Annotated in this window: 19 protein-coding genes; 6 read left to right on the top strand and 13 right to left on the bottom strand. The window is 66.3% G+C overall.

Going from position 1 to position 19,286, the window contains the following annotated elements:
* Positions 1-736 precede the first annotated feature (736 nt).
* Positions 737-1,960: a peptidoglycan recognition protein family protein gene (locus G5C50_RS00990; protein WP_165063741.1), complete on the top strand. Its 1,224-nt coding sequence runs from the start codon at positions 737-739 to the stop codon at positions 1,958-1,960.
* A gap of 63 nt (positions 1,961-2,023) precedes the next feature.
* Here the strand turns inward: G5C50_RS00990 and G5C50_RS00985 are convergent, their stop codons facing one another.
* From G5C50_RS00985 to G5C50_RS00945, 9 genes are all read right to left on the bottom strand, one after another.
* Positions 2,024-2,581, bottom strand: a complete 558-nt coding sequence (locus tag G5C50_RS00985) for an NUDIX domain-containing protein (protein WP_165063739.1) — start codon at positions 2,579-2,581, stop codon at positions 2,024-2,026.
* The gene (gene sucD, locus G5C50_RS00980; RefSeq protein ID WP_165063737.1) at positions 2,578-3,459 is read right to left on the bottom strand and encodes a succinate--CoA ligase subunit alpha; all 882 of its coding nucleotides are present in this window, start codon (positions 3,457-3,459) and stop codon (positions 2,578-2,580) included. Before sucD ends, G5C50_RS00985 begins: the two co-directional genes overlap by 4 nt.
* Before the next feature lie 69 nt (positions 3,460-3,528).
* Complete coding sequence (sucC, locus tag G5C50_RS00975) at positions 3,529-4,782, bottom strand: ADP-forming succinate--CoA ligase subunit beta (protein WP_165063735.1); 1,254 nt, start codon at positions 4,780-4,782, stop codon at positions 3,529-3,531.
* A 157-nt stretch (positions 4,783-4,939) separates the two neighbouring features.
* Entirely contained in the window at positions 4,940-5,641 is a 702-nt protein-coding gene (locus tag G5C50_RS00970) for an NYN domain-containing protein (protein WP_165063733.1), read from the bottom strand.
* A gap of 72 nt (positions 5,642-5,713) precedes the next feature.
* Entirely contained in the window at positions 5,714-7,024 is a 1,311-nt protein-coding gene (locus G5C50_RS00965; protein ID WP_165063731.1) for a dihydroorotase, read from the bottom strand.
* Positions 7,025-7,070: 46 nt separating this feature from the next.
* Entirely contained in the window at positions 7,071-7,991 is a 921-nt protein-coding gene (locus tag G5C50_RS00960; RefSeq protein ID WP_255596916.1) for an aspartate carbamoyltransferase catalytic subunit, read from the bottom strand.
* 103 nt (positions 7,992-8,094) lie between these two features.
* Positions 8,095-8,658 carry a bifunctional pyr operon transcriptional regulator/uracil phosphoribosyltransferase PyrR gene (pyrR, locus tag G5C50_RS00955; protein WP_165063727.1) on the bottom strand — a complete coding sequence of 188 codons (564 nt, stop codon included), beginning with the start codon at positions 8,656-8,658 and terminating at the stop codon, positions 8,095-8,097.
* Between the two features lie 125 nt (positions 8,659-8,783).
* The gene (locus G5C50_RS33120) at positions 8,784-9,095 is read right to left on the bottom strand and encodes a DUF5615 family PIN-like protein (RefSeq protein ID WP_165063725.1); all 312 of its coding nucleotides are present in this window, start codon (positions 9,093-9,095) and stop codon (positions 8,784-8,786) included.
* Between the two features lie 87 nt (positions 9,096-9,182).
* Entirely contained in the window at positions 9,183-9,518 is a 336-nt protein-coding gene (locus G5C50_RS00945) for a DUF433 domain-containing protein (RefSeq protein WP_165063723.1), read from the bottom strand.
* Positions 9,519-9,611: 93 nt separating this feature from the next.
* Here G5C50_RS00945 and G5C50_RS00940 point away from each other — a divergent pair, with 93 nt between their 5' ends.
* Both G5C50_RS00940 and ispH read left to right on the top strand, forming a co-directional pair.
* On the top strand, positions 9,612-10,418 hold the full coding sequence (locus G5C50_RS00940; RefSeq protein ID WP_165063721.1) for an alpha/beta hydrolase family esterase: 807 nt from the start codon (positions 9,612-9,614) through the stop codon (positions 10,416-10,418).
* 87 nt (positions 10,419-10,505) lie between these two features.
* Positions 10,506-11,471 (top strand): 4-hydroxy-3-methylbut-2-enyl diphosphate reductase, encoded by a 966-nt coding sequence (ispH, locus tag G5C50_RS00935; protein ID WP_165063719.1) that lies wholly within the window; start codon positions 10,506-10,508, stop codon positions 11,469-11,471.
* A 10-nt stretch (positions 11,472-11,481) separates the two neighbouring features.
* Here the strand turns inward: ispH and G5C50_RS00930 are convergent, their stop codons facing one another.
* Positions 11,482-12,258: a hypothetical protein gene (locus G5C50_RS00930; RefSeq protein ID WP_165063717.1), complete on the bottom strand. Its 777-nt coding sequence runs from the start codon at positions 12,256-12,258 to the stop codon at positions 11,482-11,484.
* 87 nt (positions 12,259-12,345) lie between these two features.
* Positions 12,346-12,768 (bottom strand): hypothetical protein, encoded by a 423-nt coding sequence (locus G5C50_RS00925; RefSeq protein WP_165063715.1) that lies wholly within the window; start codon positions 12,766-12,768, stop codon positions 12,346-12,348.
* 253 nt (positions 12,769-13,021) lie between these two features.
* Here G5C50_RS00925 and G5C50_RS00920 point away from each other — a divergent pair, with 253 nt between their 5' ends.
* Positions 13,022-14,107, top strand: coding sequence for a 3-oxoacyl-ACP synthase III family protein (locus tag G5C50_RS00920; protein WP_165063713.1), 1,086 nt, complete (start codon positions 13,022-13,024; stop codon positions 14,105-14,107).
* Between the two features lie 88 nt (positions 14,108-14,195).
* Here G5C50_RS00920 and G5C50_RS00915 read toward each other — a convergent pair whose 3' ends face one another.
* Positions 14,196-15,908, bottom strand: coding sequence for a hypothetical protein (locus G5C50_RS00915; protein WP_206107549.1), 1,713 nt, complete (start codon positions 15,906-15,908; stop codon positions 14,196-14,198).
* A gap of 390 nt (positions 15,909-16,298) precedes the next feature.
* On the bottom strand, positions 16,299-16,661 hold the full coding sequence (locus tag G5C50_RS00910) for an STAS domain-containing protein (protein ID WP_165063710.1): 363 nt from the start codon (positions 16,659-16,661) through the stop codon (positions 16,299-16,301).
* Between the two features lie 284 nt (positions 16,662-16,945).
* Here G5C50_RS00910 and G5C50_RS00905 point away from each other — a divergent pair, with 284 nt between their 5' ends.
* Together G5C50_RS00905 and G5C50_RS00900 are read left to right on the top strand one after the other, a co-directional pair.
* Positions 16,946-17,422, top strand: a complete 477-nt coding sequence (locus G5C50_RS00905; protein ID WP_165063708.1) for a DUF2760 domain-containing protein — start codon at positions 16,946-16,948, stop codon at positions 17,420-17,422.
* 41 nt (positions 17,423-17,463) lie between these two features.
* Entirely contained in the window at positions 17,464-19,278 is a 1,815-nt protein-coding gene (locus G5C50_RS00900) for an Hsp70 family protein (protein ID WP_165063706.1), read from the top strand.
* Positions 19,279-19,286: the final 8 nt, after the last annotated feature.

The raw sequence follows: 19,286 nt of genomic DNA, 5'->3' as shown, positions 1-19,286 counted from the left end.
CGTCTCGACCTCTCTTTATCGAATCGTCACGACCGTCAGCAATGTCGACCGTGTTGGATGTGGGTGGGTGCGATCGTTAACGGCCTTCCCCCCTCGCGGGGGAAGGTGGCCCGAAGGGCCGGATGAGGGGGGATCGGCGTCGCTTCGAGGTCGCTGCATTGAATGCGCGTTCGACGGCGGTCGTCCCCCTCATCTGACCCCCTTGGGGTCTGTCTTCCCCCGCGAGGGGGGAAGACCATCTTCGCCGAGCCTGCCCAGAATCCGCGACGATCAGCAAAAAAGGCCCTCCGCGATGTCGGGGGCCTTCAGCCGATCAGAGTTTCGAGCATACCGATTCCTGTCCAACGTCGCCAGCGTCGCGCCTGCGTGCGGGCGAGCGACCCTCAGGATCGACTTCGTCCGCGAGGGCCGCGAAAACCTCCCCATCATCCAGATCCTCGCAGTCCTCGCGACCGTCGCCTCGACACGTCGACGAATGCTGAATCTTGCAATCGATTGTCGTTTTTACAAGCCGGGAAGCGGCGGCGCTCGCCCCGGACTTGAGGATTTCTTGCAAAATTCTCTGGGAAACCCGCCCTTCGGCCGATCGGCGTGTAGACTTCAGTCGAAGTCGGGATTCTTGGTCCCTCGCCATGATCGTGCGGCCGGTGGTTCGGCATCGCTCTTGCGATTCATGGGTGTCGAGGCTCGACCCGGGATGTCGAGCGAATGATCCGCCCGACCAGGAGATGGGATGATGGCCACCAGTAGACAGGCCCCGATCGTTCTGCGCGCCCAGCGGGCGTGCCTCGCGGCCGCGGCCGTCGGCATGCTGCTGACGGCGGGCTGCAATCACAGGCGTTCCGTTCTGCGACCCGTCATGGCCGCCCCCCGCGCGGTCGTGGCCCCCAGCCCTTGCACGAGTTGCAACGGCGCCGGCGGCGGTTGCTCAAGCTGCGGCGGCACGGGATCGACCGTCGTTGAACCGGGCTCGACCGTGATTCAGGGAAGTTCGACCCGAAGCGGCGAACCGGTCATCAGCACCCCCAGCGGGGCTCTCGACTCGTCCGTAGACCCCTCACCCCCGTCCCCGGCGTCGACGTCCCGCCGTACGCCGAGCACGAGCAGCGAGCGGCAGCCGACAGCGGCCCCTGAGCCCTTGCTCGACGACATCCCGGCCGCCACGAGCAGCAGCCGCTCGCGCAGCCTCCGGCCGCCGATCGATTCCAAGGCCAAGTCGTCCGTCCCCGATCTCGCCGCCCCGGCCTCCAGCCCGACGAGCATGGGGAGCGGCGGCAACAGCCTGCGGACGACCTCCACGGCCGGCGTGGTCCGTCGCACCAGCACGTCCGACGCCCTGGCGGGTTACTTCGTCAACGACGAGGTCAACGACCTTTACTTCCCCAACAAGGTCGACCGCCCCTGGAAGTACGTCGTCGTCCACCACAGCGCGACGGAAACGGGGTCGTACTCCGACATCGACGCCGAGCACCGCAAGCTGCTGGGGCTGGACGGCTGCGGCTACCACTTCGTGATCGGAAACGGCACCGGCAGCGGCGATGGTCAGATCGAAGTCTCCCAGCGCTGGATCAACCAGAAGCACGGGGTCCACTGCCGCAACGCGAAGCGGGCCGACATGGACGAATACGGCATCGGCATCTGCCTGATCGGCGACTTCGAGAAGGCCCCGCCGACGCCCCGTCAGACGGCCGCCCTCAAGTCGCTCGTGGCCTACCTGAGCGAACGCTACAAGATCGACCAGGATCGGCTGGAGACGCACTCGCACATGGCCGCCACGCCGACCGTTTGCCCGGGCAAGCACTTCCCGACCGACGCGCTGGTCGTCGCCCCTCGGCCGGCCGCCGCCCAGGCCGACGCCCGTCCGACCCCGACCGCCGCCACGCGCCGAGCCGTGCCGACCGCCTGGCGTTTGCAGGACAGCGAGGTTGAAGTTCCCCGCCTGGTCCCGCCTGCCCGCTGAGCCGGGCCGATCCTCACGTCGAGAAACTCTGAAGCTCCATCTCCAACCCGCAGGGACGCGGGTTTATCTCTCCCCTTCGAGGCGTCTGACCGCCTCTTCCAGGATGGCGACGACGGTCATCGAGTCCGTGATCTCGCCTTCCCGGTATCTTCGCCAGGCCTCTTCCCAGGAGACCCGGCGCACGTCCAGCCGCTCGCTGCCTTCGGGCTGGCTCTCACCGTGGGTCAGACCGGTCGCCCGGTAGATGTAGGCGACCTCGTCGCTGACGGAGTTGGAGAGATGACAGGTTGAGACCAGTTCCAGCCGGTTGCAGGTGATCCCGGTCTCTTCCTTCAACTCGCGCAGGACCGCCTCCTCGGGGGATTCGCCAGCGGGGCAGCCCCCTTCAGGCATCTCCCACGAGTAAACGTTGAGTGGATAGCGATGCTGGCCGACGAGCCAGACCGAACCGTCGTCCTCAACGGGGAGAACGCCCACGGCGCGGTTCTGGAACTCGACGACGCCGTAAATCCCTGGCTGACCGTCGGGCCGGATCACCTGATCCTCGCGGACCTTGATCCAGGGGTTCTCGTAGACCCGACGGCTGGAGACGGTTCTCCAGGGATTCTCGTGGCCGCTCAAGCGCCGATGGTCTGCTTGAGGACCAGGCCCATGTCGGCCGGGCTCTTGGCCACGCGGATCCCCGCCCCTTCCAGGGCGGCGATCTTGTCGGACGCCTTGCCCGATCCGCCGGAGATGATTGCGCCGGCGTGGCCCATGCGCTTGCCCGGAGGAGCGGTCTGGCCGGCGATGAACGCGGCCAGCGGCTTGGTGAACTTGCCGGAGGCCTTGTACGCGGCCGCCTCTTCCTCGGCGTTGCCGCCGATCTCGCCCATCATCAGGACGGCGTCGGTGTCCGGGTCGGCCTCGAACATTTTGAGAACGTCGACGAAGCTCGTGCCGTTGACCGGGTCGCCGCCGATGCCGACGCAGGTGCTCTGGCCGATGCCGAGCTGCGTGAGCTGCCAGACGGCCTCATAGGTCAAGGTGCCCGAGCGGCTGACGACGCCGATTCGACCCGGCTTGTGGATATAGCCGGGCATGATGCCGATCTTGCACTCGCCCGGAGTAATGACCCCCGGGCAATTCGGGCCGATCAGCCGAGCCTCGGGGTGGTAGAGCTTGAGGTACTCGACGGCCTTGGCCATGTCGAGGACGGGGATGCCCTCGGTGATGGCGATGATCACGGGGATGCCGGCGTCGGCGGCTTCCACGATGGCGTCGGCCGCGCCCGGGGGCGGGACGAAGATCATCGTGGCGTTCGCGCCGGTGGCCGCGACGGCCTCCTTGCACGTGTCAAAAACGGGCACGCCGAGGGCGGTCTCGCCGCCGCGGCCGGGGGTGACGCCGCCGACGAGGTTCGTGCCGTACTCCTTGCACTTCTCCGAGTGGAACGCGCCCGATTTGCCGGTGATTCCCTGGCAGATGAGGCGAGTGTTCTTGCCGACCAGAATGCTCATGGGATTTCGATTCCGTGGGATGCGTATGGGTGGAGCGATCGTCGCGTATGAACGGCGGAGCAGGGGCGATCAGCCAGCCTGCTTCTTCGCCGCAGCGACGACCTTCTGGGCGGCGTCGGTGAGCCCGTCAGCGGTGATGATCTTGCGGCCGGACTTCTCCAGCATCTCCTTGCCGAGGTCGGAATTCGTCCCTTCGAGGCGGACGACCAGCGGCACGCGGAAGTCGATCTCGTCGTAGGCGGCCAGGAGGGCGGCGGCGATGATGTCGCACTGCATGATGCCGCCGAAGATGTTGACCAGGACCGCGTTGACCTTGTCGGACGAGAGCAGGATGCGGAAGGCCTCCAGCACCTGGTCCTTCGCGGCGCCGCCGCCGACGTCCAGGAAGTTGGCCGGCTCGCCGCCGTGGTACTTGATCAGGTCCATCGTGCTCATGGCCAGGCCGGCGCCGTTGACCAGGCAGGCGATGTCGCCGTCGAGGCTCACGTACGAGAGGCCCGAACGACCGGCGCGAAGCTCGGCGGGATCTTCCTCGTCCTCGTCGATCAGGGCCGCGTAATCCTTGTGGCGGAACGAGGCGTTGTCGTCGAAGTTCAGCTTGCAGTCGAGCGCCAGGACCTCACCCTTATCGGTGACGATCAGGGGGTTGATCTCGGCCAGCGAGGCGTCGGAGTCGATGAAGAACTTGACGAAGTTCTTGAGGAAGACGGCCCCGTTCTTGGCCGTCGCCCCGGTCAGCCCGAGGGCCTTGCAGATCTTGCGGGCCTGGAAGTCGAGCAGGCCGAGGCCGACGTCGACGGGCTCGCGGACGATCTTCTCCGGGGTCTCCTCGGCGACCTTCTCGATCTCGACGCCGCCCTCGGTGGACGCCATGACGACGGGCCGCTTGTGGTTGCGGTCGATCGCCAGGCCGAGATAAAGCTCACGGGCGATGTCGTGGCCGACCGTGACGAGGACCTTCTTGATCTTCTGGCCCTCGGCGCCGGTCTGGTAGGTCACCAGTGTCTTGCCCAGCAGGCTCGCGGCGGCCTTCTCGGCGTCGGCGGCCGACTTGACGAGTTGGACGCCCTTGGCCATCCCATCGGGACGAGGCTTCTGGCCGCTGGCGATCGCCAGGGCCTCGGCGCGGTCGACCTCGGGGCCGATGGCGACGCCCTTGCCTCGGCCGCCGGCGTGAACCTGGGCCTTCACCACGACCAGCCCGCCGCCTAGCTCCTCATAGGCCTTGGCGGCCTCCGCGGGCGTCGAAACCACGATGCCCGCCGGCACGGCGACACCGGCCTTGGCGAGAAGCTCCTTGGCCTGATACTCGTGAACCTTCATTCAAAGCGGCCCTGAATTCGGGGAGAAGGATCGGGAACGGCGGACTCCGCCGAGAGTCGACCGTCGGGTTCGCACCGGCGGACGATGATTCGTTCATTTTTACCGCAAGACGGCTCCGGACGCCATAAGAGCACCTGGCAGCCGAACCTTGGACCAATCATCCTTCCATGTCGACTTCACGGCGGATGGCTGCGATATCGGCGTCGGTAAGCATCGCGGATCGGAGGTCCGGTACGTCGCGCACGTCCAGGTCGCGCGGGCGTTCAACCCGTCGACGGTCCGGCGCGGGGGGAGCCCCGTTCGACGTGGAAGACTTCTTCGACGAGCCCGTCGGATTGGGCTCGGGGGCGTCGACGGCCCCGAAAACCTGCTGCCAGTAGGCCCGCTCGGCGTCGTCGAGGGCCGGTGCGTGACGCGCGGCCTCCGGGTCGGGGCCGGAATTCAGAGGGAGGCGACGTTCGTAGGCGAGGGTCGGCAGGCGATCCAGGAACTCGTCCGCCTTCATCGCTCGGGCCTTACGGCGGGTGGCGGACTGCCGAACCTCACGGTCGCTGGAGACGACCGTGAGGGCCTTGGGAGTCGAGTGTTTGGCGAGAATCCGTTCGATCCGGGCGTCCGCGCTGGCGTCGGCGAGGGCGAAGACGATCGTCATCCCTCGATAGTTCGACTCGATCGGGAAGTCGGCCGGTGGCTTGTTGGCGTCGAAGACGACGGTGGTCTCACCTGTCATATCCCCCATCGCCTGGGCGATCTGGTCGAGGAACCGTCGCCGAGCCTTGCGGAAGCGCTCGCGCCCCATGCCGCTCTCGGCGATCCCCGCGACGTGCATCACATTGTAGCCGTCGATGAGCCAGCGCATGCGTCCCGCCGCGTGGTAACGTCCCCCCCAAAATCAAACCGCCAAACAAGTTTAGGGGAGGACGCAGGCCTTTCAAGCCGACGCGGCGGACTCTTGCACGATCCCGCCCAGCGTATGGCGGACCTCGCCGTGGACGATGACGGTGTGGGCCCGGCCGCGGACCTCCCAGCCGTCGTAGGGGGTGTTCCAACTCTTGCTGCGGAACTGGTTGGCCTGAATGGTCCAGGTCGTCGAGGGGTCGATGACCGTGACGTCGGCGTCCGCGCCGGGGCGGAGAGAGCCCTTGTTCTTCAGGTTGATGAGATTCGCCGCGTTGATGGTGAGCTTGCGGATCGCCTCGGACCAGGTCAGATGGCCAGGCTCGATCAGGTAGGTGACGGTCATCGGCAGCAGAGTTTCCAGGCCGACGATTCCGAACGGGGCCTGGTCCAGCTCGCGCATCTTCTTCTCGCGAGCATGGGGGGCGTGGTCGGTGCAGAGGATCTCGATGGTGCCGTCCTTGAGGCCCTCGATCACCGCGGCGACGTCGTCGGCCGTGCGGAGCGGGGGGTTCATCTTGAAGTTGGAGTCGAAGCTCCGCAGCTTTTCATCGGTCAGGGTGAAGTGGTGTGGGCAGGCCTCGGCTGTGACGCGGATCCCCCGGCGCTTGCCTTCGCGGACCAGCTCGACGGCCCTCGCAGTGGAGATGTGCTGGATGTGCAGCCGGCCGCCGGTGATCTCGGCGAGGCGGATGTCGCGGGCGACCATAATGTCCTCGGCCGCCGCGGGCATCCCGCCCAGGCCGAGCCGCATCGATTCGAACCCCTCGTTCATCACGCCGCCGACGGTCAACTCCATGACCTGGCAGTGCTGCATGATGACCAGGTCGAACATCTTCGAGTATTCAAGCGCCCGCCGCATGAGGCCGGCGTTCGAGACCGGGGCGCCGTCGTCAGTGAAGGCGACGGCTCCGCCGGCCACCAACTGGCCGAGTCCCGCCAACTCTTCGCCCTTGCGGCCCTTGCTCACGCAGCCGACGGGGAAGACGTTGGCCTGCTTGGCTCGCCGACCCTGGAGGACGACGAACTCGGCGGCGGCCTGGGTGTCGATCGGCGGCAGGGTGTTGGGCATGCAGGCGACGGACGTCACGCCCCCCGCCAGCGCCGCGGCGGCCCCGGTTGCGATCGTCTCGTCTTCTTCCTGGCCGGGCTCACGAAGATGGACGTGGACGTCGATCAGCCCCGGGCAGACGATCTTGCCTCTGGCGTCAACGACGACGTCGGCGTGGTCGTGGCCGCCGTCGCTGGGGACGATCCGGCCGCCGCTGATCCAGACGTCGCCGATCTGGTCGATGTCCTGCGAGGGGTCGATGATCCGGCCGCCGGTGATCTGGATGGTGGGCAAGGCGAGGGTCCTTGATGCGCTCGATACGAGAGGGGTCGGGAGAGGATCACTCACCGGCGGGACGGGCGTCCATCTTGCCGCTGAGGAGGTAAAGGACGGCCATGCGGACGGCCAAGCCGTTGGTCACCTGGTCGAGGATGGCCGAGTGCTTGCCGTCGGCGACCTCGGGGGTCAACTCGACGCCCCGGTTGATCGGGCCGGGAGCGAGGATCAGCAGGTCCGGCTTGGCGAGTCGCACGCGATCCTGGGTCATCATGTAAAACTGCGAATATTCGCCGACCGAGGGGAACAGCCCCCCTTGCTGGCGCTCGAACTGGATTCGCAGAACGTTGATGACGTCGCAGCGGGGCAGGACGTCTTCCAGGCGATAGGCGACCTCGCAGCCGAGGCGTTCCATCGACCTGGGAACGAGGGTCGGCGGGCCGCAGAGGATGACCTTCGCGCCCAGCTTGAGCAGACCCCAGATGTTGGAGCGGGCGACGCGCGAGTGGGAGATGTCGCCGAGGAGCGCGACGGTCAGGCCCTCGATCTTCCCCTTGGCCTGGCGGATGGTCATCAGGTCGAGCAGCCCTTGCGTGGGGTGCTCGTGCGCGCCGTCGCCTGCGTTGATGATCGACGAAGAAACATGCTGGGAGAGCAGGTGGGGAGCGCCCGGCGTCGGGTGCCGGACGACCATCACGTCGCAGCCCATCGCCTCGATGTTCTTGGCGGTGTCGATGAACGTCTCGCCCTTGGAGATGCTGGAGACGCTCGCGGAGAAGTCCTGAACGTCGGCCGAGAGCCGCTTGGCGGCCAGGCTGAAGCTCGTTCGAGTGCGGGTGGAGTTCTCGAAAAAGAGGTTGAAAACGATGCGGCCCAGGAGAGCGGGCACCTTCTTGCGATCCCGTCTGGAGACCTCGGCGAAGGACTCGGCGGTGTCGAGGACCGCGAGGATTTCCTCGCGCGAGAGGTCTTCCAGGCCCAGCAGGTGCTTTCGGGTCCAGACGAACGGCGCATCGTCCGGTTCGTCGTCGGACGGTCTTCGCGACGCGGAGGCAGCGGCGGATGCGGTCGACACGCGAGGGCTCCTCTCAGGAAGGGGAGAGGCGGGGGGCCGCCGGGATCGTGACGATCTCGTCGGTCGCGTCGAACGGCCGGAGCCGGACCTGGACGCGGTCGCGACGATGGGTGTCGAGAGTCAGCCCGACGACGTCGGGCTGGATCGGCAGCTCACGCCATCCCCGATCAACCAGGACGGCGAGACGGATTCGCGCCGGCCGGCCGAGATCGCAGATCGCGTTGATGGCGGCCCGGATGGTCCGCCCGGTGAACAGCACGTCGTCGACTAGGACGACGTCGGCGCCGTCCACGTCGAAGGGGATGTCGGTCCCGCGAAGAACGGGCCAGCGTCGGGCCTTGTCAAGGTCGTCGCGATAAAGCGTGATGTCGACGGCCCCGACGACGGCCTCGCCGAGTCCCTGCTCGATCCCCTCGGCCGCCAGCCGTTCGGCCAGCGTCACGCCTCGGGAACGAACGCCGATCAATCGGGGCGAAGTCCCGGGCGCTGAGCCGTCCCAGATCCGCCCGGCCATTCCCCGGATCAGTTCGCCGGTCTCGCCGGCGTCACAGGTCCGCACCTCGTCTTCCCGTCCCATCCAGGCCACCTCGGTCTCTTCCCTGGGGCGTTTCCGTCTGTCGGAAGTCTATCAGACGAATGCGAGGGGGGACAAGCGAACGACCGACTGTGAGAGATCGCCTCAGAGGAATTCGACATGGCCGGCTAGATCATCGGGCTCACTCGTCTCCCAGAGTAACTCCAGACAACCAAGCAGATTCCCCAGGCGATATTTTGGCGATGGCAGTTCGCGATCCCCGAATGGGCGACGCCTTGAGCGTGAAGCCTCAAGTGGTCGTTGTCTTGGGTCACGAGTACCCGACCATCCACGAGTGCGGATGCAATTTGCTCCCCATCCACAGTTCCGAGCAGGCCGGCCTCTTGAGACGTGGTGACATCGATGTCACGCTTCCGAAGTTCACGAGCGATGACGGGATTCACGTCTTCGTCGAGGTGAAAGCGAATCGTCCTCGGCATCTCGAACCTTATCTAGCGCTGGTCCAGTGGGTGGAAGCGAGACTTTAGGGGCAGATGTGACTGGCTGAACCGTTCGGGTGGGGGCCTTTACTGAGCCGTGTCTTCCTCCTCTTCCGGAGGCTGCTCGTTTTTCAGGAGTCGCGGCGACCTTTCGCGCTGCTTTTCCACCCACTTCTCATCAGCGAGAATCTCTGCGTCGATCGCCTCACGGTTGTCATAGTAATACGACAGAGCAGCGTGGATCGCGGCCAGGCCGACGTGCGGCCACTCAGCCGCCATCTCCTCCGGGGTCATTCCCAGATGGACTCGGCAGACGGCGACCTCCTTGACCTTGATTCGACTTCCCGCCATCCGCGGCTGGCCGCCGCAAGTCTCGGGCGTTGCGACGATGTGTTGTTGAATGACCGGCGGCGCGACCGACATGGACTCGGCCTCCTCAGTTTTGACGGGGGAGTCGCTCCTGTGGGTTATTTTATCCGGCGCGGAACTTCCGGTCAGCGGAAATGGAGTTTGGGGATGTTCAGGTACTTCGTCTGCGTCGTTGCGGCGGCGATCGCGGTCTCGGGGCAAGTCCTGGCGCAGACGCCAGTCGCGACGAGGCTCGCGACCTGGGAATGGAAGGTGGACGACGCAACGCGGAAGGCGCTCGTCCACCTGCCGGCGAAGCCCGAGGGTGCCCCCGTCGTCCTCGTCTGGCACGGACACGGCGGGCGGATGGAGTACATCGCCGCGGCGCTGCACGTCGAGAAGCTCTGGCCCGAGGCGGTCGTCGTGTATCCCCAGGGTCTGCCGACCACCGGCCGCGTTTCCGATCCTGAGGGGAAGCAGGCCGGCTGGCAATTCGACCTCGGCCAGTACGGCGACCGCGATCTGAAGTTCTTCGACGCCATTCTCGCCACCCTGACGACCGACCAACATGTCGACGCCCACCGGATCTTCTCCGCGGGGCACTCCAACGGGGCAAGGTTTTCGTACTTGCTGTGGGCGTTAAGGCCGGAGAAGGTCGCCGCAATCGCGGCGATTGGAACCCAACCCGTGGAGCGATTTGAGCACCTCCCACCCAAGCCCTGCCTTCACGTCGCCGGCCGGAACGACGCCGTGGCGAAGTTCGACGGTCAGCGCGCCGGATTGGACCGCATCCGGAAGGACAACGCCTGCGAGGCCGTCGGCCGTCCCTGGAGTCTAGGCGGGTTGGGAGTGTATTTCCCATCGCGGGCGAACGCTCCGCTCGTGGAGTACATCCACAAGGGCGGCCACGAGATCCCGCCGAAGACGCCCGAGATGCTCGTGGAGTTCTTCAAGGAAGTCTCGGCCAGCCGCTGACCGTCGCGATCCGTCTTCACGAGACGCACGGCCGTCCGGTAGGATGACGGCCGACCCCTTACGACCGCGACGAGGAGCCACCGCCCGATGAAAATCCTCCTGGCCAACCCCCGAGGCTTCTGCGCCGGGGTCAACATGGCGATCGAATGCCTCGAACGCGCGGTCGCTTTCTTCGGGCCCCCGGTCTACGTGTACCACGAGATCGTCCACAACAAGTACGTGGTCGACCGATTCACGCGGGAAGGGGTCGTGTTCGTCGAGTCTCTCGAAGAGGTTCCGGAAGGCTCGCCGCTGCTTTATAGCGCCCACGGCGTCTCGCCCGAGATCCGCGCCCAGGCCAGAGCGCGAAAACTCCTGGCCATCGACGCCACCTGCCCGCTCGTCACCAAGGTCCATCTTGAGGCGATCCGCTACGCCAAGTCGGGCTACACGATCGTCCTCATCGGCCATGAGGGGCACGACGAGGTTATCGGCACCATGGGCGAAGCCCCGGACCAGATGGTCCTCGTGGAGACGGCCGAGGACGTCGACAAGCTTCAGATCGCCGATCCGGAGAAGGTCGCCTATTTGACCCAGACGACATTGAGCGTCGACGACGCCAATATCGTCATCGCGGCGCTTCGGAAGCGGTTCCCGAAAATCGCCAACCCGCCCAAGGACGACATCTGCTACGCGACTCAGAACCGCCAGGAGGCCGTCCGCGAGTTGGCCGCGCGGGCTGACGTGGTTCTCGTCCTGGGGAGCCAGAACAGCTCGAACAGCCGACGCCTGGCCGAAATCGCCGCCGGGATGGGCATCCCGTCGCACCTGATCGACGGCGTTTCCGAGATCCAGCCGTCCTGGTTTCAGGGGGTAGAAACCGTCCTGATCACGGCCGGAGCGAGCGCTCCGGAGAACGTCGTTCAGGAGTGCGTGGAGTACCTCCAGACGCAGCACGGCGCGACGATCGAGGAGGCCGTCATCCGCGAGGAAGCCGTCCACTTCCCTCTGCCGAAGTCGCTCCGCGAGCTGATCGCCGGCGGCGAACCTCCCGCGGCCGTCGCGCATTCCTGAATCCGTCAGATCACGACTCCGACCGGCGATCGTCCTTCAGGGCGGCGCCGACGTAATCATCGAAGTCGTCCATCTCTCGAAGGGCCTTGGGATCCTCGTCCTCCAAGCGGCCGACGTCGTTGAGGCGGCGGAAGGCCGCGACGACCAGCGCGGAGACCTGGATCAGGCAGATCGTGTGGATCACGGTATTGGCGAGCCACAACAGCCTTGCATGAAGGGTGATCGCCGGCGCTCGCTGCAAGGGCCAGCCGGCCTGCAGGTCCGTCGTTTCCACGAACAGAAGCATCCAGACAACGGCGCCGGTGGCTGCCAACGACCGCGTGGACTTTGAGGATTCCTCGGCCTGCTCCACACCCAGGTGGACCAAAACGTCCCCCGAGAGAGAGGCGATCAGGGCGAACTGAGCCCACCCCAGGGCGGCTCCCAACTGGTTGCGGAAGAACGCATGTTCTCCCATTCCGTTCGGGTCGCCCAGAGCGACGAACCAGCAGGCGACGTCGACGAGGCACATCGTCATCAGGAGGCCGGCCCGCCTCCTCCAGCTGGGAAGTTCCCAGGCGGTCCAGAGGAGCGTCGCCCCGGCGAGGGTCGCCCACGGAACCAGCGTATCGGTGATTTCAAGCAGGCCGGACCTGGCGATCCACCGCAGGAGACGGGGCTCGGAGAATCGGCCGACCAGGACGGCGACCTCCAGAATGCAGGTTGGGACCAGCCCCAGGGCCATAAGGAAGAAGCCGAGCCGGGACCATCGATAGGCTTTGGGAAAGTCGACGGCTTCTTCTTGCATGAGACGTCTGGACCTAGCGGGAGCCGAGTGAGGTCGAGAGCGCGACTCGCTGATCGTACCCGGCCACGTCTCGGCCCGCCAAGGTAGTTAACCAGAGCCCACCTCGCCGCCGAAGACGAGCGTGACTCCTCCCCAGGCTCCCGGGGCCTCCGCGACTGCAATCTCGATGGTCGCCAGATTACGCCCCTCCAGCACGGGGAGTTCGACGACCAGCCGGCCCGGCGCGGCCGAGTCCCACGGCACCGGCCGATCGTTGAATTCGACGGCGACCACGGCGGCGGCTCCGTCGATCAAAAGTCGGGCGCGAGCCGCCGGCGAATTCGGTTCCAGGCCGGCCGGTCGGCCGAATCGACGCGAAAGGCGAAGTCGCCGAGGCAGGTTTCCGCCCGGCCAGGATAAGCTCCGCCAGTCGACGGGGAGACTCACCCGGAATCGCCGCGACGACGGATCGTCCGGGTCCAGTGCCTCCCAGGCGGCGTTGAGACGAACGACGTGCTCGGGGACGTGCAATCAAGGCTCCGGGTCAGACGCGGCGTTGTTCTGGGAAGAACCCGCAAATTCCGCATTGGTATGGTTGCTTCAGCCGATAACCAGTATATTCAGGTCCTTCCCTGAATCACCCTCGTCACATTCGGCGCCGTGCGTTGAGCCGGGGGACGTTGGCGCACCCGAGCTCGTGCGCCCTTCCTGCCGACTCACCCGATTAGGTCGGAGCGGGCTCGACACGCTCCGTCGCCCCGATCCTTGTGAGAAAAAAAGCAGAATGGCCGGTACCAATGGTGAGATCGGCGGCGTCCGATTGGCGGTTCCCGAGCCCCGCCATGCGACGTCCAGCAACGGGCAGCCCCACATCGCCCCCCGGACGCGCTCGCTGACCGGCGTCCAGATCCTGGGAACCGGCAGCTATGTGCCGGAACAGGTGGTGAGCAACCTGGACCTCCAGGACACGCTGGGCTTCGACCCGGAATGGATCGTCAACCGGACGGGCATCCACGAACGCCGGTTCGCCCTGCCTCACGAGGCCACCAGCGATCTCTGCGTCGAGGCCGTCCGCCGCTGTTTGGACGACGCCGACTGCGACCCGGCCGACGTCGACATGCTCGTGCTGGCCACGTTCACGCCGGACATGGCCTTTCCCTCGACGGCCAACCTGGTTCAGGACCGCCTCAAGCTGAACTGCGCAGGTTTTGACATCCAGGCCGCCTGCGCCGGGTTCGTCTTCGCCCTGGTGATCGGCTCGCAGTTCGTCGGCACGGGCAACAGCCGCCGCTGTCTGGTCGTTGGTGGAGACTGCAACAGCCGGGTCATCAATCCGGGCGATCAGAAGAGCTACCCTCTGTTCGGCGATGGCGCCGGAGCGGTGCTGCTCGGACCTGGCACCAAGGATCAGGGCCTGCTGGCCTATCAGATCGGCTCCGACGGCTCGGGGGCCGACCTCCTGACCCGTCCCGCGGGCGGCAGCCGAATGCCTCCCACGGCGGAGACGGTGGAGCAGGGGCTCCACTACCTGACGATGGACGGCCGAGCCATCTTCAAGTGGGCCGTCCGGATCCTGGCTGATTCCTCGCTGTCCGTCCTCGGCCACGCCGGGCAGACGGTGGGCGACGTCCGCTGGTTCGTCCCGCACCAGGCGAACGTGCGGATCATCCACGCCGCCAGCGACGTGCTGGGTTTCCATCGCGACACCGTCTTCAAGAACCTGGAACGCTACGGCAACACGTCCGCCGGCTCCGTGCCGATCGCCCTCGACGAGATCAACCGCGCGGGCAAGCTGGAGAAGGGCGACCTGATGCTCACCTCGGGCTTCGGCTCGGGCCTGAACTGGGGCACGGTTCTCTTCCGCTGGTGAAGAAACCTCGACGACTTCGAAACGAGCGAGGCGTCCCGGCCAATGGTGGCGGGGACGCCTCGCGTGCGTTTACAGGTTGCTGACCTGATCAGCCGACCGGCAGACGGCCGACCTTGCGCCGAGCGATCACGCCCGCGCCGTAGGTCCCGAGCGCCGAGCGGCCGCCCGTCGAGTAGGCGTTGCCGTCAACGTGGCCGGTGATCGACCCGTTGCCGATGTCGGCCGACGTCACGGAGCCGTTCGTGTTCAGCGTCGTCGAGGCCGTCACCTGGCTGTTGATCAGGGAGCCGCGCTGGCGGTACGACCGGATCCGGCTGGGCTGACGGAGGGTTGAAAGGCCCTGGAGATGGGCCTGGTAGTCGTAACCCGAGGCCACGTTGCTGTTGATCAGGTTGCCATCGACCGAAACACTGCCGATCGAACCCGTGGTGGTGATCGACGAGTTGGTGATGGCGTCGCCGAAGGTGGAGGTCACGGTCGGCGTTCCGCCGCCACGGAGCGACACGTAGTCCGGATTCTGAGCCGTGACGTACGAGACGTTGGCGGCCGTGGCTTTCAGCGACCCGATCCGGCGAGCCCGGATGGCGCCAGAAACCAGCCCGTCGGCTGCGTATCCCGTCGACCCGAGTGGATAACCGTACTTGGTGGCGGGCAGCAAGACGGTCTGAGTTTCGGAGTTCTGGTCGGTCGACGGCGTCTGGGTCGAGGAGGTGAAGACGCCCTTCGAATCGCCCAGGCCGCGACGGAACCGTAGTCGGCCGATCGTTCCCTGAACGTCCAGGGCCACGCCGTCGGCCGTGCCGCCGAAATCCGCGTTGCGGATCGACTTCACGCCGCTCGTCGACGACGTGAACGGCGTGGTGTCGCGTTGGACGGTGAAGTTCTTAGCCGAGCCGCGGACCTTGAGGTTGCCGACGGAGACGGTCTGGACCGACGTCCGACCGGTTGTCCCCACGACGTTGTAAAAGAACTGGTAGGCGGCTGGAGCCGGGCCCGACACCGGCACGCCCGTCCAGACGTCGACGGTCCCTTGCTGCGAGGCCTCCACGTAGTTCGGAGAGACCGCAGACTGGGTCGTCGAGACAATGCTGAAGTTCTGGAGAACGCCGTTGACCGTGAACTGGACCCAGGGGGACGTGATCGGGTCGGTCGGGATCGTCGTCGAGTTCGAGTCGAAGACGGAGTTGTAGATCGAGTCAAGATAGATCGACGTCTTGACGTTCGACGGGTAGTTGGCCTGGCCGATCTGAATCTGAATCGGCGTCGCGCCATTGGCGGTGTCAAACAGGCCCACGATGTCGTGGAACTCAAGCGAGCGAGCGCCGCCCAGTAGGTAGATCCCCGTCGTCGAGGAGACCGCGGGCGAGACTTGGTTCGTCAGATCGAAGCCGTTGAGCTGGACCGACTTGACCCCCGAGGTCGCGATCAGCCGGTTGAAGTTGACGAGCCCGTCGGTCAACGTGCGGACCGAGGCGGACGTGGAGCCGGTGACATAGGTCGAATTGATATTCGAGCCGACGATCTGGATCGTGTCGATGTCGTCGTCGAGGGCCCCGTCGTTCGGGGTGGTGTCAGTGACGATGACCTTGCCGGGGCCGTGGACGGTGATCGTCCACTCATCGCCGGCGCGGTCCTTACCGGTGACGATCTTCCCCTCGTTGCTCACCAGAGCGCCGTTGACGTTGTGGTGAGTGTAGAGCGAGGCCGCGGACACGGACTCCTTCTGGCCCGTCTCCGGGTTGCGGACGTAAAGGTCCGTCGGGATGTACGGCGAGAGGTAGCTCGCGATGTTTGACGCCATCAGCTGCCGGGTTTCCAGCGTCTCGATCGCCCGGAACCGACTGCGCCGGGCCGTGGCGGACCTCCTGGACCCACTCCGCATGCTTCCCATGGAAGACTCCCTTCCCCAGCAGCCCGGTCGCCAGCGGACCTCGGTGCAAGACCAAGGACCAGTTCGGCGGGCCACCCTCCGTGAATCGGTTGGTCATCCGGCCAAGTCGGACAGATGCACGAGCCGCCCCGAACTGCGGACTCCCTCGCCTTGACATGGCCCCAGGCGCGGGCTCCGGTCGCTCCAGCGCGAATCGCTTACGCCTCTCTTGTTCGGCGACCGCCGCATGTCGACTTCATGCGACGCGGCACTATGGGGAGTCTTGGGGGACGAGGGAATCGAGGAGAACGGAGAAGACGATTAGACCGAAGGAGCGGGGCGAAGCTCGGAGAGGGCGGCGTCCTCATCGTCGAGGATGGCGAAATACCGATCGAGCTTCATCACATGCAGCAAATCGCGTACGGCGGGCTGCAGTTTGTAGAGCGCCACCTTCCCGCCTCGGGTCTCCACCCGGCGCTTGAGGCCGACGAGGATCGCCACGCCTGAGCTGGAAAGGTAGTCCACGTTCGCCATGTTGAGAGCCGCGCGGGGCTCTTCACGATCCTGAACCAGTTCGAAAAGGGCGTCGCGCAGGGGGGTGTTTCGGAAGTCGTTGAGCCCGGAGGGATCGTTGAAGGTGACGATCAAGACTCCGGATTCGTCACGCGTGCTGAAAGTGCTCATAACAACGACGACTCCCTGGGCGACACGACCCCACTCTGCTCCCGTCTCGAATCACCCGACGACGACCGGGCCGCCTTCAGCCGGTCCGGGGTTCATCCGAAATGATGCGCCGGAGGTGCACTCCATCTTACCGCACGTTTTTCCCAGGCTGCAATTCGTGGTGCCCATGATATTCGAGGAGTCCCCTGACGGAACGTTTTCTCATGGCCGGCTGGATGTTAAGATCGATCGACTCCGTCGGTCGTCGTCCGACGCCGACCTCACGTGATCGCGAGGGAATACGCTTGAACCGCTTCTGGCTGTCGCTCCGGACCTTCTGGCGGATCCTGACGGACCCCGACTTCGCGGCCCGGGTTAAACCCCTCTACTCGGACAAGCCCACCGGCCCGGATCTCCGGATTCTAGCGGTCCTTCAGCGCGACGGCCGGCTGGTGGACTTCCTGGAGGAGGACATCGACGCCTATTCCGACTCCCAGATCGGCGCCGCCGTTCGCGACATCCATCGCGGATGCCGTAAAACCCTCCACGACTACCTGACTATCGAGCCGATCCTCGAAGGCCCCGAGGAGTCCCAGGTCCGCGTTCCGGCCGATTTCGATCCAGCCGCCGTTCGGCTGATCGGCAACATCGACGGCCGGCCGCCGTTCCTCGGAGTCCTGAAGCATCACGGCTGGCGGGTTCGGTCGGTCCACCTGCCGGCCCTTCCGGTCGCCCGCGACGATTCCTCCGTCCTCTCCCCGGCCGAGGTCGAGATCCCCTGAGCCAATCGGCCGGCGACGGCCCTTCGAGGAGAGCCTGAAGCATGTCGCGATACGTCGTGGGCGTGGACCTGGGGACCACCAACAGCTCCCTGGCCTACGCCGAGGCCGCCGCCGGCGACGACCCCAAGGCGACCGCGCCGATTGAACAGCTCGCCCTCCCCCAGGTCGTCGGCCTCAACGACGTCTCTCCCCGGCCGCTGCTCCCCTCGTTCCTTTACCTCGCTGCGCCGAAGGAGTTTCCCGCCGGCGCGCTCGATCTCCCCTGGAAGAAGGACGCCGACCGGGCCGTCGGCGTCTTCGCTCGGGACCACGGGGCCAAGTCGCCCGGTCGGCTCGTCAGCTCGGCCAAGAGCTGGCTCTCGCACGCGGGCGTCGACCGCCGCGCCGGCATACTTCCCTGGACGGCTCCCCCAGAGGTCGCGAAGGTCTCCCCCGTGGAGGCGTCGGCCGCCTATTTGGAACATCTCCGGGATGCCTGGAACGCCAGTCTCGGCCAGGCCGCCGGCGACCGCCTGGAGTCTCAGGAGATCCTGTTAACGGTCCCCGCCTCCTTCGACGCCGTCGCCCGCGAGTTGACCGTCGAGGCTGCCGCCAAGGCCGGGCTGACGGGGGTCACGCTCCTCGAAGAGCCCCAGGCCGCCTTCTACGCCTGGCTCGCCGAGGCGGGCGACCGCTGGCGGAAGCAGGTGAAGGTCGGCGACGTGGTCCTGGTCTGCGACGTCGGCGGCGGCACCACCGACTTCACCCTGATCGCCGTCACCGAGGAGGGCGGCGACCTGGCGCTCTCGCGGCTCGCCGTCGGCGAGCACATCCTGCTCGGCGGCGACAACATGGACCTCGCGCTGGCGTATGCAGTCGCCGGCACTCTCCCCCAGGGAATGGACGGGCTCGACTCCGCCCAACGCGTGGCGCTGAATCACGCCTGCCGGGCCGCCAAGGAAGCCCTCTTCGCCGACCCCAAGAAGAAGTCGGCCCCAGTTTCGATCCTCGGCCGTGGGTCGAAGGTCATCGGCGGCTCGATCAAGGCCGAGCTTGACCGTGACACCCTGACGAACGTCCTCGTCGACGGCTTCCTGCCGATCTGCGAACCGACTGACCAGCCGGCGAAGGGGCGTCGCGTGGGCCTGACGGAGATTGGCCTCCCCTACGCGGCCGATCCCGCCATCACCCGGCACCTCGCCCGTTTCCTCAACCGCCAGGCGGGCTCGCTGCACGCTGAAGGGACGATGATCCATCCCTCGGCCGTCCTCTTCAACGGCGGCGTATTCAAGGCCGACGTCCTTCGTCAGCGTGTCCTGGACGTCCTGTCCAGCTGGGCCGGCCGCACGGTTCCCGAACTGCATTCCAACGACCTCGATCTGGCCGTGGCGCGCGGGGCCGCCTACTACGGACAGGTCCGCCGGGGACGAGGTGTGAGGATCCGGGGCGGCGTGGCGCGTTCGTACTACGTCGGTCTGGAGACCTCCGCGCCGGCGGTGCCGGGCGTGGCCCCGGCCGTGAAGGCCCTTTGCATCGTCCCGATGGGGATGGAGGAGGGGACCCAGGCCGACGTCCCCGCCGCCGATTTGGGCCTGGTCGTCGGCGAGCCGGCCGTCTTCCGGTTCCTCAGCTCCACAACCCGCCGCGACGATCCCATCGGCGCGGTCGTCGAACGCTGGAATCCGGAGGAGATCCAGGAACTCGCCCCGCTGGAAACCGCTCTCCCTGTCGAGGGCGATTCCGAAGGAGCCACAGTCCCCGTCCGGCTTCATTCGCACGTCGACGAGGTCGGGACGCTCCAGCTTTCGTGCCTCAGCACCCGCGACGACCGCCGCTGGAAGCTGGAGTTCAACGTCCGCGAGCCGGGCGAGGATTGATCGCGACG

Source organism: Paludisphaera rhizosphaerae, assembly GCF_011065895.1.
GTDB lineage: Bacteria > Planctomycetota > Planctomycetia > Isosphaerales > Isosphaeraceae > Paludisphaera > Paludisphaera rhizosphaerae.
The sequence above is the reverse complement of the archived record's forward strand: the minus strand, read 5'-3'. Positions and strand labels throughout refer to the sequence as shown.